This is a genomic window from Nonomuraea mangrovi, assembly GCF_042681425.1.
Classification (GTDB): Bacteria; Actinomycetota; Actinomycetes; order Streptosporangiales; family Streptosporangiaceae; genus Nonomuraea; species Nonomuraea mangrovi.
Genome location: NZ_JBHUFV010000047.1, coordinates 521,948 through 536,118 on the forward strand (window position 1 = coordinate 521,948; position 14,171 = coordinate 536,118).

Sequence of the window (14,171 nt, forward strand, 5' to 3'; positions counted from 1 at the left end):
GCCGCAGCAGGCCGTCGCCGACGCGGGGCGAGCGGACCAGGATCGGCTCCTCGCCGGAGAACGGGAACCGGCCCTCTGCCACCATCTGCGCCAGGTCGGACGCGCTCTGCAGGTAGGTGAGCTCCAGGCGCGAGGGGGTGCGGGCCGACGACAGGTTCGTCGAGCGCTGGATCACGCCGAGGAAGCGGCCGTCGCCGTCGGGCATCGCCCGCCGTACCGGGATGGTCTCCTCGCGGACCGGCACGCCCGTGGACCAGTCGGGGTCGCCCTCCCTGCAGATGCGCCGCTCGTTCCAGGCGGTGTCGATGAGGTTGCGCTCGCCCTTGGCGGCGACGCTGCCGACGATGTCGTCGTGGTAGACGGTGGGTCCCGTGGTCGGCCGCATCTGCGCGATCGCGATCCATCCGCTGTCGCCCCGCGGCTGGTCGGACTCCGCCGCGGGTACGCCGGCCTGGCTTCCGCGGTCGAGCAGCGGAGCCCAAAGGATGAGGTCGGCGAACGACAGGTCGGCGAGCAGCTGCCAGTCGGAGACCAGCGAGTGCAGCCAGTCGAGGTCCGCCGCGTCGAGCGCGGTATGGCGGACGACGAGGTCGCTGAGAGTCGGCACGAGTGCATCATGCGTGGTTTCGGCCACAACAACCAACTCGCCCTGCGCAAAGTGCGGTTACAGCGCTTTTGGGGCATCTCACATTGTGAGAACCATCACACCGCGGAGCGCAGGAAAGTGGTCGAGGCCTTGATCCGGCGTGCGAGACCAGAGGCGGTTGTCACCGCACTCACGGCCATGGATATCCTTCACAATCAGCCCGAGCAGCCCATATATGCGCGTGCGAGGGCCCAACGGATCCGGGTGCCCGCAAGCCACTCTTGCCTGCGGTTGACCACTCGGGCCAATCTGAGTTCCGATGATCTCGCGGTGATCAGACACGCCCTCACCGCCGTGGCTGGAGTGAAGGTGAGAGCGTGACAGAAGAGTCCCCTCGCGTACCTAAGTACTACGACGTCAAACGGAGCCTGCTGGAGCTCACCAAGAGCCTCACGCCGGGCAGCTCGCTGCCGCCCGAGCGGACCCTCGCCGTTCGCTTCGAGACCTCCCGTACGACCGTCCGCCAGGCGCTGACCGAGCTGGTGGTGGAAGGCCGGCTGGTACGCATCCAGGGGAAGGGCACCTTCGTCGCCCAGCCGAAGGTCGCCCAGGTGCTGCAGCTCACCTCCTACATCGGCGACCTGCGGACCGCCGGGCTCGAGCCCGACACGAAGATCCTCGACATCAGCTACATCACCGCCGACGAGGCGCTGGCCAGGCGACTGGCGATCAATCCCGGCGGCAGGGTGCTGCGCATCCACCGGCTCCGCCTGGCCAACGGCGAGCCCGTCTCGATCGACACCACCCACCTGTCGGCGCGCCGCTTCCCGAGGCTGCGGCGGGAGCTCGAGGTGCACTCGTCGCTGTACGAGACGCTGCACAACGCCTACAACGTGCGGCTGACCGACGCCGAGGAGGTCATCGAGACCGTCCTGGCGACGCCGTACGACGCGCAGATGCTGGGCGTCGACGTGGGCCTGCCGATGCTGCTGCTCACCAGGCACGCCTTCGACGCCGACGGCAACCCGGTGGAGTGGGCCCAGTCCCTCTACCGGGGCGACCGCTACAAGTTCGTCACCCGCCTGCGCCGTCCTTGACGAGACGGCCCCGGTACGGCAGGCATGGCCGTAGGGCCCCCGCCCTGCGGCCATGCCTTACCAGGGTCACTGGCAGGAGGCCTCGGGTAGCCAGCACACCTTGCCTGCCATCTCCCTGGCGTCCCCCAGCAACGTCTTGAACTCCTTCATCGGCAGCGAAGGCGCCGGCCACGCCGTCTCCGTGTAGACCATGACCGCCGCGCCCCTGCGCACCGCGACCTGCCTGAGCCCGCCCTCCCAGTACCTGGCCCCCACCCTGATGGCCTCGTCGCCGAGCTTGAGCGGCTTGCTGTAGTAGGTGATCTTCTCGATGCCCTCGCCCCGCGACGCGCACCTCTTCAGCTCGGCCCGCATCGCGTCCATGGCGGCACGGGCGCCCGACTCGTCCTGGTAGAGCGCCACCTGCTCGCCGCCGAGGTCGATCTCCTGCTGCCGGTAGATGGTCCTGGCCGCGACGCGCCCCTTCTCGACGCCGCCCCGCTTGTTCCAGTAGCTGTCATGGCAGGCGTCGATCATGAGCGGTGTCGACGCCCGGTCCGACACCTCCCAGATGTCCCAGCCGCTCGACCTGTTCTCCCACAGCAGGAAGCCCTTCGGCAGCGTCGTGGCCGCGCTTCCCATCAGCATGCTCGCGGCGGTCATGACCGCCGCCCCCGTCGTCATCATCCCCATGCCTGATAGACGCGACGACGCCGGACGAAGTTGGTGACGAATGGGTAGCAGGCACGTCACCTCGGCGGAGCGGGCCGGCTCTCCCGGGCCCAGAGGTGCGGATCACGCGGGCCCGCGTGTCCTGCTTTCTCACACTATTGATCGCTACATTGGGGCGATGAGTGAGATCGACACCAGCGTGCCGCACTCGGCCAGGATCTGGAACTACTGGCTCGGCGGCAAGGACAACTACGAGGTCGACAGGATCGCCGGCGAGGAGTTTCTGAAGATCTTCCCTGGCATGGCGGCGGGCGCGCGGGCCTCCAGGGCGTTCCTGCGGCGGACGATCACCTGGCTGGCAGCCGAGGCCGGGGTCAGGCAGTTCCTCGACATCGGCACGGGCCTGCCGACGGCGGACAACACCCACCAGATCGCCCAGCGGATCGCGCCGGAGGCCCGCGTCGTCTACGTCGACAACGACCCTCTCGTCCTCGCCCACGCCCGCGCCCTGCTGACCGGCACGCCAGAGGGCGCCACCGACTACATCGACGCCGACGTGCGCGAGCCGGAGGCGATCCTCACCGCGGCCGCCAAGACGCTCGACTTCGACGCGCCGATCGCGCTCAACCTGAGCGGGATCATGGGCCACGTGGCCGACGACGAGACGGCGCTGTCGATCGTCCGCAAGCTGCTCGACGCGCTTCCCTCCGGCAGCTACCTGGCGCTCAACGACGGCACGAACGTGCACAGCGAGGCCAACAGGCAGGCGCACCAGCAGTACAACGAGAGCGGGGCACTGCCGTACATCCAGCGCAGTCCCGAACAGATCGCCCGATTCTTCGACGGACTGGAGCTGGTCGAGCCTGGACTGGTGTCGGTGTCGAGGTGGCGTCCCGAGGGGATCACGCCTCCCGAGGTGGACGGGTACGGCGCCGTCGGACGCAAGCCCTGACCACGCACCTGTTTGGAACGGTGACTGGCTGGTAGGTTCCCGGCCATGGAGTCTGCGAAGCACGCTGGCGACGCCGCTGTCGCCGTCGCCAAGGCCTACGGCATCGAGACCATGTTCACCCTCTCCGGCGGGCACGTCTTCCCCCTCTACGACGGCGCCGTGCACGAGGACATGCGCATCCTCGACGTCAGGCACGAACAGAGCGCCGTGTTCGCCGCCGAGGCGACGGCGAGGCTGACCAGGAAACCCGGCCTCGCCGTCCTCACCGCGGGGCCCGGTATCACCAACGGCGTCAGCGGCATCGCGACCGCGCACTTCAACGGCTCACCCGTCGTGGTCATGGGCGGGCGCGCACCGCAGTCGCGGTGGGGCAGCGGGGCGCTGCAGGAGATGGACCATCCTCCGCTGCTGGAGCCGATCACCAAGCTGTCGTTCACGGCCTCCGCCGCCGACTCGATCGGCCAGGACGTCGAGCTCGCCTTCCGCACGGCCATCGCCCCGCACAGAGGCCCGGTGTTCGTCGACTTCTTCATGGACCACCTGTTCTCCCCGTCGGAGATGCACCAGGCGCAGACGCAGACCCCCTCCCCACTTGAGCCCGACCCCGACGCGGTCGCCCGCGTGGCGGCGCTGCTGGCCGAGGCCGAGCGCCCTGTCGTCGTGCTCGGCTCCGACGTGTGGATGGACCGCGCCGAGGAGGCGGCCCGCGACTTCGTGGAGGCGTGGCGGCTGCCCGTCATCCCCAACGGCCAGGGCCGCGGCATCCTGCCCGCGGGGCACGAGCTACTGGTCACCCGCGCCCGCGGCCTCGCCTTCGGCCAGGCCGACCTGGTGATCGTCATCGGCACCCCGCTGGACTTCCGCCTCGGCTACGGCTGGTTCGGCGGCAAGGAGGGCGCGCCGCCGGCCCGCGTCGTCCATCTCGCCGACGCCCCCTCGCAGCTGGCCACCCACACGAAACCCGCCGCCTCCGCCGCGGGCGACCTGTCGCTGGTGTTCTGGAGCCTCGGCACGGCCTGTGGCGACGCGGGAGTGAAGCCCTCCCGCTACGCGCCATGGCTCGACACGCTCTCCCAGGCGGCCGCAGCGGCCATCGCGGGTGACGCCGGGCTCCTGTCGGCCTCCTCCGACCCGATCCACCCCATGCGCGTCTACGGCGAGCTGGGCAAGATCCTCGACGACGACGCGGTGGTGATCGGGGACGGCGGCGACTTCGTCTCCTACGCGGGCAAGTACGTCGAGCCCCGCCAGCCGGGCAACTGGCTCGACCCGGGCCCCTACGGCTGCCTCGGCACCGGGCTGGGCTACTCCATCGCCGCCCGCCTGGCCCGCCCCTCCTCGCAGGTGGTGCTGCTGCTCGGCGACGGCGCCGCGGGCTTCTCGCTGATGGACGTCGACACCCTCGTCAGGCACAACCTGCCGGTGGTCATGGTGTGCGGCAACAACGGCATGTGGGGCCTGGAGAAGCACCCCATGCAGATGCTGTACGGCTACGACGTGGCCGCCGAGCTGCGCCCCGAGACGCGCTACGACCAGGTCGTGACCGCGCTCGGCGGAGGTGGCGAGCTGGTCACCAAGCCGTCGGAGATCGGGCCCGCCCTGCGGCGCGCGTTCGACTCCGGCGTGCCGTACCTGGTGAACATCGCCACCGATCCGCAGGTCGCCTACCCGCGCACCACCACGGGCGTCTGAGCGGCTACTGCTTGGCGTTGGTCGGCGTGGGCGAACCGGAGCCGGGCGTCGGGCTCGGCGACGGAGAGGGGCTGGGCGACCTGCCCGGCGGGCACTGGTCGCTCACCGTCGACACGGTCACCGTCATGCCCTTCGCCAGCGCCTTGCCCGCCTCGGGCAGCTGCGCCGAGACCTTCGGGCAGCTGTCCGGCTCCATCACCATGACGGCCTTGACCCGAATCTTGTAGCCCGCCTTCGCCAGCGTCTTGGTCGCCTGGTCCACGTACATGTCGAGGACGCTCGGCACCAACGGCTGCTTCACGTGCGTCGGCGTCGGCGTCTCGCTGGGCTCGACGACGGCCCTCTTCGTCGTCGGCGGCGTGGAAGGCGTCCTGGTGGGGGGCTCCTCCTGCGTCGGCTCCGGCTCCTCGGTCGGCTCTGTGGGCCTGGGCGGCTTGGGCGACTTCGAGGTCTTGCTCGGGGTCGTCTTGGTGCCGCCGGCGACCGGCGACGTGGTGACCGCCGTCGTGCCTCCGTTCTCGTCGCCCATGCCGGTGAGCGCGACGGCGCCCGCTCCGACGCCCAGCACCGCCACCGCGGCGATGCCCGCCACCAGCACACCTCTGCCGCCGCCCGCCCTGGCGGCCTTGGCGGCCCTGCGGGCGCCGCGCCGCGACCCCTGCGTGGCGACCGTGGACTGGTCGGGCGGCTGGATCGCTCCCGTGGCCGGCGACGGCGCGGCGGCGACCGCGCCCGTCACCACCGACAGGTCCGTCAGCGAAGGCGGCGGACCGGGGGCATGGGGAGACTGCGCGGCCTGCCTGGCGGCCGCCGCCATGGCCGCGCCGCTGGGATGGCGCCGCACAGGGTCCTTGGACAGCGCACGCTCCACCACCGCCCGCACCGCGGGCGGGATCTCGGCGGGCAGCGGCGGCGGAGCCTCCCTGATGTGCTTCAGCGCGATCGTGACGGGGCTGTCGCCGTCGAACGGGCGCACACCCACCAGGCACTCGTAGGCCACCACGCCGAGCGCGTAGATGTCGACGGCGGGCGTCACCGGCGCGCCCTCGGCCTGCTCGGGTGCGCAGTAGGCGGCGGTGCCCAGCACCATGCCCGCGTCGGTGAGCCGGTTGGCCACGTCCTGGCGGGCGATCCCGAAGTCGGTCAGGACCAGCGTGCCGTCGCGCTGCACCAGCAGGTTGCCCGGCTTGACGTCGCGATGCACGATGCCCTGGTCGTGTACGGCCTGCAGCGCCGACGCCGCCTGGGCGATCAGCTCCATGGCCGGTTCGGGCGCGATGCGCCCCATGCGCTGCAGTAAGCGGTCGAGCGGCTCGCCGTCGACGAACTTCATCACCAGATAGACGGTCGCCCCCGCGCCCGCCACCTGATGAACCCCGTAGTCGTAGACGTCGACCACACCGGGATGGTTGATCGTCGCCATCGCCCTCGCCTCGCCCTGGAAGCGGGCGACGAAACCCGGGTCGTCCGTGCGGCCCGGAAGCAGCACCTTGACGGCGACGGTGCGGGCGAGGACGATGTCCTCTCCACGCCACACCTCGCCCATGCCGCCGGCGCCGATGCGGGTATCCAGGCGATATCGCCCCGCCAGCGTCGTCCCTTGGGCCACCATGTCTCCCCCGTTACCCCCTGTCGTCTGGAACCTCTCCCACCCCAGGGTTCTCCAACAAAGCGGATTTGTATCGCGGCGAGGTAACGCAGAGGTCACGGAATTCTGAGAAGTGTACGGCTTGCGCCATTCCGTCACCACAAAATTGCCGCAAGCCGTACAAACCTATCCTGGCGGCCCGGACGGAATCCTGTCTGCCCGAAAGCCGAGATGTGATCTCAGTAGGCTGGCCGCATGACGCTCGCCCCAGGTCTCCGCGCCTCGTTGCTGATCATGGTCGAGAGGGAGGACCTCGCCACCAAGATCGGCAGTGGCGACGTGCCCGTACTGGCCACGCCGCGACTGCTCGCGCTGGCGGAGATGGCGACCGTCCAGGCGGTCAGAGAGCATCTGGAAGCGGGCGAGACCTCCGTCGGCACCCGGGTGGAGCTCGACCACCTGGCCGCCAGCCCCGTCGGCACGCACATCGAGATCAGCGCCGAGCTGACCACGGTGGACGGCAGGCGCCTGGTGTTCGGCTTCACCGCCCACGATCGCGCCACGCTGGTGGGGAAGGGCACGATCGAGCGGGTGGTCGTCGACAGGGAAAGGTTCCTCGGGCGGCTCGCGCCAGGCGGTACGTCTAGCCGATGACGGCGATCAGGTCGCCTTCCTGCACCACGTCGCCTTCGGCCACCTTCAGCGTGACCACGCCGTCGTCCTCGGCCAGCACCGGGATCTCCATCTTCATGGACTCGAGGATCACGAGCGTGTCGCCCTCCTCGACCGTGTCACCCTCGGCGACGACGACCTTCCACACGTTCGCCACCATCTCGGCGTGTACCTCAGCCACCGCAACTCCCCTCTTTCAGTGCCTCAACTGTTTCACGTTCACTTGGCGCGCATGCGGCCGACCAGGCCTGTGTCGTAGTCGCCGCTGACGAACTCGGCGTGGTCGAGCAGCTCGGCGCAGAACGGCAGGTTGTTCTTCGGCCCTTCGACCTTGAACGACTCCACCGCTTCCCTGCCCTTCTCCATGGCCTCGGCACGGCTGGCGCCGTACACGCAGAGCTTGGCCATCAGCGGGTCGTAGAACGGCGTGACCGTGGTGCCGGCAGCGTAGCCGGAATCGACGCGGATGCCGGGGCCGGACGGCTCCTCCCACACGGTGATCGCGCCTGGGCCGGGGAAGAAGCGCTTCGGGTCCTCCGCGTAGACGCGGAACTCGATGGCGTGGCCCCTCACCTCGGAGGTGACCGACGGGTTCTCGCCGGCAGCGACCCTGAGCTGGAGCTCGACCAGGTCGAGCCCGGTGACGAGTTCGGTGACGGGGTGCTCCACCTGGAGCCTGGTGTTCATCTCGAGGAACACGAAGTCCTGCTTGTCGGCGTCGACCAGGCACTCGACCGTGCCCGCTCCGAGATAGCCGACCGCCTCGCCCGCCTTGACCGCCGCCGCCAGCATGCGCTCGCGCAGCTCGGGCGTGATCCCGGGAGAGGGAGACTCCTCCACGACCTTCTGGTGGCGACGCTGCACCGAGCAGTCGCGCTCGCCGAGCGCCAGCACGGTGCCGTCGGGCAGGCCAAGGATCTGCACCTCGACGTGGCGGGCGCGGGCGATGTAGCGCTCGAGCAGGATCGCGGGGCCCTCGTCGCCCGAGGAGAAGCGGGCCGCGGCCCTGGAGGCCTGCTCGAACGCCTTGGCCAGGCCCTCGGCGTCGTGGGCGACGCTCATGCCGATGCCGCCGCCGCCTCCCGCGGTCTTCACCATGACCGGGTAGCCGATCCGCCCGGCCTGCTCCCGCGCCTGGTCGAGGTCCGTGACCGGCTCGCGGGTGCCCGCGGCGACCGGCACGCCCGCCTCCTCCATCAGGTTACGGGCGTTGATCTTGTCGCCCATCCGCTCGATGGCCTCGGGAGCAGGACCGATCCAGATCAGGCCCGCCTCGACGACGGCTCTGGCGAACGCGGCGTTCTCCGCGAGGAACCCGTAACCGGGGTGGATCGCCTTCGCGCCGGTCGCTCGCGCGGCCTCGAGCACCTTGTCGGCGTCGAGGTAGCTCTGCGCCGGGTTGGCGGGGCCGAGCAGCACGGCCTCGTCGGCCTCGTGAACGAACGGCAGGTCCGCGTCGGCCTCGGAGTGCACGGCGACGGCGCGCAGGCCCAACCGCTGGACGGTGCGGATGATCCGCCTCGCGATCTCCCCTCGGTTGGCGATCAGGACGGTTCCGAGCGTCTCATTAAGCACGACGCCCACCATATGGCCGCCTCGAGCGAGATCCCTTTCCCCCGAAACCACCGATCCGCCCAGCCCGTCTTGTAGGAAGCCCACAAAAGTGGGCGGGACGAAACGCGGTATTTCCACTTCGGCCTTAGAGCCGACGCACAGACGCCAACCAGTCGACCACGCCCACCGTCACAACCGACGCACAGACGCGAACCGGTCCACCACGCCCACCGTCACAACCGACGCACAGACGCGAACCGGTCCACCACGCCCACCGTCACAACCGACGCACAGACGCGAACCGGCCCGTCACAGCCGGTGCACGGGCGCGAGCCGGTCGACCACGCGTGCCATCGCCTCGATCACGTCGGGGTCGTACTCGCCGCCGATACCGAGCCTGAGCCGTTCTAAAGCGGCTCCCGCGCGGTCGCGGTCGGTCGAGCCGCCGACGAGGTCGTCGTAGGCGTTGGCGGCCTTGATGATACGGCTGGACCGCGGCGGCTCCTCGGCCATCGAGTCGCACTGCCGCCTGACCAGCTCGGCCACCCTGTCGAGCACACCCGTCTGCTTGATCACCTCGGCGCCCAGCTCGGCGATGCGCCTGGCCTGCTCGGGATCGGTGAGCACGGTCGCCCCGCCGGGAATGGGGTCGCGCAGGGACAGCTGCCCGATGTCGTGCATCAGCGCCGCGTACTCGAGCTCCAGCAGCTCGGGCTCGGCCATGCCCAGCTCCCTGCCGATCGCCACCGACAGCCTGCTGACCCTGCGCGAGTGGCCCGGCTCGACGTATCCGCCGACCTCGGTCACCCTCGACAGCGCCCGCACGGTCTGCAGGTAGGTGGCCCTGATGCCCGCGTACTTGCGGAAGGCCACCTGAGTGACCAGCAGGGGCGCGGCGAACACCAGCAGCGCCATCAGGTCCATGCTGTGGCAGGCGAGGGCGAGCAGCACCCCTGAGGCCGCCACGGCGGCACCCAGTGGGAACGCCATCCTCAGCTCGTCCCTGACGGCGACCTCGAACGCGGTGCGCACCTGCTCGGCCCTGAGCATGGCCGCGATCAGCACGTCGGCCAGGAGGGCGACCGCGATCAGCACCACCATCACGACGAGCGCGGGCCACCAGGTCCTGGTCTCCGGCTGGGTGAGCGTGAAGAGGGTGCCGGCCAGCGGTCTGAAGGCGAACGCGAGCAGCGCCCCGGTGAGCAGCCGCCTGGCCATCGCGTCCAGCCTGGGCGGGCGGCCCACCGCCAGGTGCGGCAGCGCGCCGGCGATCATCCCGACGGCGATGACCGCGACCACCTGCAGGGCGGTGTGGTCGAGCGGGACGTTGCTGACGTCGAGCAGCAGCGTGTAGCCGAGGGCGGCGGCCGCGCCGATCGGCGCCACCTCCCTGTTGCCCGGCATTGTCAGCCTGGCGAGCTCGCCGATGGCGATCAGCGCCCCGAACCCGACCGCGATGTCGGGCCTGACGAGTCCGACGGCTGCGGTGTGCGCCACGCCCGCGACGGCCACCAGGCCCGCGGCCGCGATCAGCAGCAGCTGTCCTGAGTCGAGCCCCTGGAAGACCCGGTTCACCGCATCCCCCCGGAAACGCCACCTGGAGCGTCGGCCCGCCCGCCCGCGACCGCTCCCCTGGACGTCTCCGCCACCCGCGCGCTCCCCCGAGTCGCCTCCGCCGACGCCCGCCCGCGCACGACCGCTCCTTGAGGCGCCTCCGCCGACGCCCGCCCGCGCACGACCGCTCCTTGAGGCGCCTCCGCCGACGCCCGCCCGCGCACGACCGCTCCTTGAGGCGCCTCCGCCGACGCCCGCCCGCGCGTCACCCGTGAGAATCCCGGCCACCGCCGCGTTCCGGTCACGTCCACCCCCCGCAAGACCCCCGGCCACCGGCCGGCCGCCAGGCCCCGGGCGACCTCGGGCGACACGTGCCCGCCCGTCTTCCGGGAACCCCGCGCCGACGTCCTACCCCGCGGACGCGAGAGAGGCACCCGCGGAGGCGGACAAACCATCATGGTCCGCCCACCACTTCGATCGGCATGGTCGGGTCGTCGTGGTCCTTGGTCGTCGTCTCCGTCGCGTCCGCCGGGGGCGGCGACACCGTGCGCGGCGGCTGCCATGGCGCGCGCTCCAGCGCCTTCACGAACGCCGCCACCATCACGGGGTCGAACTGCGTCCCCGCCCCCTTGCGCAGCTCGGCCACCGCCACCTCGACCGGCCGAGCCCCCCGGTACGACCGGTCGGACGTCATCGAGTCGAACGCGTCGGCCACCGCGATGACCCGCGCGAACTCGGGGATCTCGTCACCGGCGAGCCCCATCGGGTAGCCCCGTCCGTCATGCCGCTCGTGGTGGTGCATGATGCCCGCGAACGCCTCGTCGAGGAAGTCGATCCCGCGCACGATCTCCAGCCCCCGCATCGGGTGCAGCTGGATCGCCGCGAACTCCTCCTCGGTCAGCGGCCCGTCCTTCTGCAGCACCTTCGTCGGCACGCCGAGCTTGCCCACGTCGTGGAGCATGCCCGCGTAGCGGATGGCGCGCAGCCGCTCCACCCCCATCCCGATCTCCTGGGCGATCATCGTGGAGGCCAGCGACACGCGCGTGCAGTGGCCGCGGGTGTAGTAGTCCTTGGTCTCGACGGCCTGGCACAGCGCCGCGATCGTCGCGTCGTAGGATCGCTGCTGGGCGTGGTACTGGCCGAAGGCCCATCGGGCGACGAAGAGCGGCAGCAGCACCAGGACGGCCGAGATCGACTGCACGGTCGCCCACAGGCCCGCCACCAGCAGCCCGAAGGTGGCGTAGCCGAAGTAGGACAGCAGGAACTGGGTCATGCCGCTGACCGGCAGCTCCTCGGCCCGTACCTGGGTCGCCAGCCACACCATCGTGAGCGTCAGCACGATGTTGAGCGGGACGAACAGCGCGGCGGCCGCCGCGTAGGGGCCGATCAGCGCCTCGAAGTCGTTGACCATGGGGACTTTCGGCACGCCGCCGAAGAAGAGGTAGGCCATCCCGGACACGTAGCCGCAGATTGCGAACTGCGCCCCGTTGAACAGCCGTTTCACCAGCGGCAGGCCGGGCCGTACGCTCAGCACCGCCGTCAGCCCCACCAGCGCGGCGCCGTCGGGGCCCACCAGCACCACCGCGGCCAGCGCGGCGGAGAAGCTCACCGAGACGGCGAACTGCTCGACGTTGAGCAGCGTCGGCATCGACTCGCACACCAGGAAGAGCAGCGCGAGCACCAGCAGAGTGCCGTATTCGCCCGACCTGAAGAGAGCTCCTGTGACCAGGCTGTGCCCGACCAGAGCGGCCGCCGCCCCGATGACGACGACCAGATAGACCTTCGCAGGCCACGGCAGTCCACGCATTGCGGCCCCCCAGGGCGATCAGGTCCAGGAGACACCTGGAGGGGCGGCCTCACCGCCACAGACCAGGGATATCGCCGGGGCGACCAGTGCTGTCAACATGCGCATGGGGCTCACGCTACAGAAGTCGCCCAGCGGCAGGGACCCGACTCGTGAATCGCAAGCAAAGCGTAATCAAGCAACTACCTGCGGCGACTCCGCGCCCACTCCACCGTCGCCTTCAGGCCGGTGGTCAGCTCGGTGCGCGGCTGCCACCCGAGCCCCTCGAACGCCGGCAGCGGGTCGACGGCCATCGCGGGCAGGTCGCCGAGGCGAGCAGGCGCGAATCCGGGCCTGTCGGGCGCGCCCGCCGCGGCGGCGACGAGCGTGTGCAGATGGCGGTCGGTCGTCTGGATGCCGGTGCCGAGGTTGAAGCGCCTGCCGCCGCCGGCCGGGCCGCAGGCCATGACGAAGCCGTCGACGACGTCCTCGACGTAGACGTAGTCGCGGGTCTGGTCGCCGTCGCCGTACAGGAGGGTGGGCGCGCCCGACAGCAGCGCGTCGGTGAAGATGGCCACGACGCCCGCCTCGCCCTCGGGCGACTGGCGCGGGCCGTAGACGTTCGACAGCACGAGCGTGGTGTAGTCGATGCCGTGCAGCGCCTTGAAGGAGGCCAGGTAGGTCTCGGCGCTGAGTTTGCTCGCCGCGTACGGCGAGCGCGGGTCGGTGGCCGCGTCGCCGGGGACGGGGATGGCCTGCGGCCTGCCGTACACCGCGACGGAGGAGGCGAAGACGACCTTGCGCGTGCCGCCGCGGTGGGCGGCGGTGAGCACGCGGGCGGTGCCCTCGACGTTGACGCGCGCGTCGTGGACGGGGTCGGCCACGCTCGCGCGCACGCTGATCTGCGCCGCCAGGTGGCAGATGACCTCGGGCCGCCACGCGGCGGCCAGCTCGACCAGCGCGGGGTCCCTGACGTCGAGGACGTGCAGCGGCGCGCCCTCGCTCACGTTGTCGCGACGTCCCGAGGACAGGTCGTCGACGACCGTGACCTCGTGTCCCTGCTTCAGGAGGGCGTCGACGAGATGGGACCCGATGAAACCGGCGCCTCCGGTGACCAGCACGCGCATGCGCGCCATGCTAGTCGGCCAGCTCCGCGCGCACTCTGGCGATGCGGTCGAGAACCTTCGAGCGCAGGTCGTCGGGGACCGGATCACAACCGCAGTGCTTGGCGACCAGCGCCTTCACCGCCTTGTCGAGGTCGTACTCCTGCAGGCACGGGCTGCACTCGTCGAGGTGCACCGTGATGTCGAAGGTCTCGCCCTCGCCGAGCTCGCCGTCGAGGTAGGCGTAGACCTTCTCGAGTACCTCGCGACAGTCCTTGTCGTGCGGTTCGCCACAGCTCATTTGGATCCCTCCGCCGGGACCAGGCCACGCTCGCGTGCGTAGTCCTCGAGATGCGTCCGCAACTGCCTGCGGCCGCGGTGGAGCCTCGACATCACCGTGCCGATGGGAGTGCCCATGATGTCGGCGATCTCCTTGTACGGGAAGCCCTCGACGTCGGCCAGGTAGACCGCGATCCTGAACTCCTCGGGGAGCGCGGCGAGCGCTTCCTTGATGTCGCCGTCGGGCAGGTGCTCGAGCGCCTCGATCTCGGCCGACTTCAGCCCGCTCGAGGTGTGGGACTCGGCGCGCGCGAGCTGCCAGTCCTCGATCTCCTCGGTTCCCGACTGCTTCGGCTCCCGCTGCTTCTTGCGGTAGCTGTTGATGAAGGTGTTGGTCAGGATGCGGTAGAGCCAGGCCTTGAGGTTGGTGCCTTCCTGGAACTGGTGGAAGGACGCGAACGCCTTGGCGAAGGTCTCCTGGAGCAGGTCCTCCGCATCGGCCGGGTTGCGGGTCATCCGAAGCGCGGCGGAGTAGAGCTGGTCGAGGTACGGCATGACGTCACGCTCGAACCGCTCGCTGCGCTGCTCCAGAGTCTCCGTGCCTGTCGCGGGCACCGGACCCACCCCCCTAAGATCGCCGGTGGCCTGCTGTGGCGGAAC

At 70.4% G+C, this 14,171-nt stretch carries 14 protein-coding genes; 4 read left to right on the forward strand and 10 right to left on the reverse strand.

The window, feature by feature from the left end:
* The coding region (locus ACFSKW_RS32500) for a histidine kinase N-terminal domain-containing protein (protein WP_379576336.1) at window positions 1-607 on the reverse strand (607 nt) is incomplete at its 3' end.
* A 356-nt stretch (window positions 608-963) separates the two neighbouring features.
* Here ACFSKW_RS32500 and ACFSKW_RS32505 point away from each other — a divergent pair.
* Entirely contained in the window at window positions 964-1,683 is a 720-nt protein-coding gene (locus ACFSKW_RS32505) for a GntR family transcriptional regulator (protein WP_354921679.1), read from the forward strand.
* Between the two features lie 66 nt (window positions 1,684-1,749).
* Here the strand turns inward: ACFSKW_RS32505 and ACFSKW_RS32510 are convergent, their stop codons facing one another.
* Complete coding sequence (locus ACFSKW_RS32510) at window positions 1,750-2,355, reverse strand: hypothetical protein (RefSeq protein ID WP_379576292.1); 606 nt, start codon at window positions 2,353-2,355, stop codon at window positions 1,750-1,752.
* 157 nt (window positions 2,356-2,512) lie between these two features.
* Here ACFSKW_RS32510 and ACFSKW_RS32515 point away from each other — a divergent pair, with 157 nt between their 5' ends.
* Together ACFSKW_RS32515 and ACFSKW_RS32520 are read left to right on the forward strand one after the other, a co-directional pair.
* Complete coding sequence (locus ACFSKW_RS32515; RefSeq protein ID WP_379576293.1) at window positions 2,513-3,286, forward strand: SAM-dependent methyltransferase; 774 nt, start codon at window positions 2,513-2,515, stop codon at window positions 3,284-3,286.
* 45 nt (window positions 3,287-3,331) lie between these two features.
* Window positions 3,332-4,978 (forward strand): acetolactate synthase, encoded by a 1,647-nt coding sequence (locus tag ACFSKW_RS32520; RefSeq protein ID WP_379576294.1) that lies wholly within the window; start codon window positions 3,332-3,334, stop codon window positions 4,976-4,978.
* Window positions 4,979-4,982: 4 nt separating this feature from the next.
* Here the strand turns inward: ACFSKW_RS32520 and ACFSKW_RS32525 are convergent, their stop codons facing one another.
* Window positions 4,983-6,590 (reverse strand): serine/threonine-protein kinase, encoded by a 1,608-nt coding sequence (locus ACFSKW_RS32525; RefSeq protein WP_379576295.1) that lies wholly within the window; start codon window positions 6,588-6,590, stop codon window positions 4,983-4,985.
* A 231-nt stretch (window positions 6,591-6,821) separates the two neighbouring features.
* Here ACFSKW_RS32525 and ACFSKW_RS32530 point away from each other — a divergent pair, with 231 nt between their 5' ends.
* Window positions 6,822-7,220: a thioesterase family protein gene (locus tag ACFSKW_RS32530; RefSeq protein WP_379576296.1), complete on the forward strand. Its 399-nt coding sequence runs from the start codon at window positions 6,822-6,824 to the stop codon at window positions 7,218-7,220.
* On the opposite strand, the gene ACFSKW_RS32535 is transcribed toward ACFSKW_RS32530, so the two are convergent.
* The 7 genes from ACFSKW_RS32535 to ACFSKW_RS32565 form a co-directional block, all read right to left on the reverse strand.
* A complete protein-coding gene (locus ACFSKW_RS32535; protein ID WP_379576297.1) occupies window positions 7,210-7,419 on the reverse strand; it encodes a biotin/lipoyl-binding carrier protein in 210 nt (69 codons plus the stop codon). The two genes, ACFSKW_RS32530 and ACFSKW_RS32535, sit on opposite strands and share 11 nt — an antisense overlap.
* Window positions 7,420-7,457: 38 nt before the next feature.
* A complete protein-coding gene (locus tag ACFSKW_RS32540) occupies window positions 7,458-8,813 on the reverse strand; it encodes an acetyl-CoA carboxylase biotin carboxylase subunit (RefSeq protein WP_379576298.1) in 1,356 nt (451 codons plus the stop codon).
* Between the two features lie 288 nt (window positions 8,814-9,101).
* Window positions 9,102-10,367: an HD-GYP domain-containing protein gene (locus ACFSKW_RS32545; RefSeq protein ID WP_379576299.1), complete on the reverse strand. Its 1,266-nt coding sequence runs from the start codon at window positions 10,365-10,367 to the stop codon at window positions 9,102-9,104.
* 433 nt (window positions 10,368-10,800) lie between these two features.
* A complete protein-coding gene (locus ACFSKW_RS32550) occupies window positions 10,801-12,153 on the reverse strand; it encodes an HD-GYP domain-containing protein (RefSeq protein ID WP_379576300.1) in 1,353 nt (450 codons plus the stop codon).
* Between the two features lie 179 nt (window positions 12,154-12,332).
* Complete coding sequence (locus ACFSKW_RS32555) at window positions 12,333-13,256, reverse strand: NAD-dependent epimerase/dehydratase family protein (protein ID WP_379576301.1); 924 nt, start codon at window positions 13,254-13,256, stop codon at window positions 12,333-12,335.
* Window positions 13,257-13,266: 10 nt separating this feature from the next.
* Window positions 13,267-13,533 (reverse strand): mycothiol system anti-sigma-R factor, encoded by a 267-nt coding sequence (gene rsrA / locus ACFSKW_RS32560; protein ID WP_379576302.1) that lies wholly within the window; start codon window positions 13,531-13,533, stop codon window positions 13,267-13,269.
* Window positions 13,530-14,135 carry a sigma-70 family RNA polymerase sigma factor gene (locus tag ACFSKW_RS32565; protein ID WP_358135132.1) on the reverse strand — a complete coding sequence of 202 codons (606 nt, stop codon included), beginning with the start codon at window positions 14,133-14,135 and terminating at the stop codon, window positions 13,530-13,532. The genes rsrA and ACFSKW_RS32565 overlap by 4 nt, the downstream gene beginning before the upstream one ends.
* Window positions 14,136-14,171 lie beyond the last annotated feature (36 nt).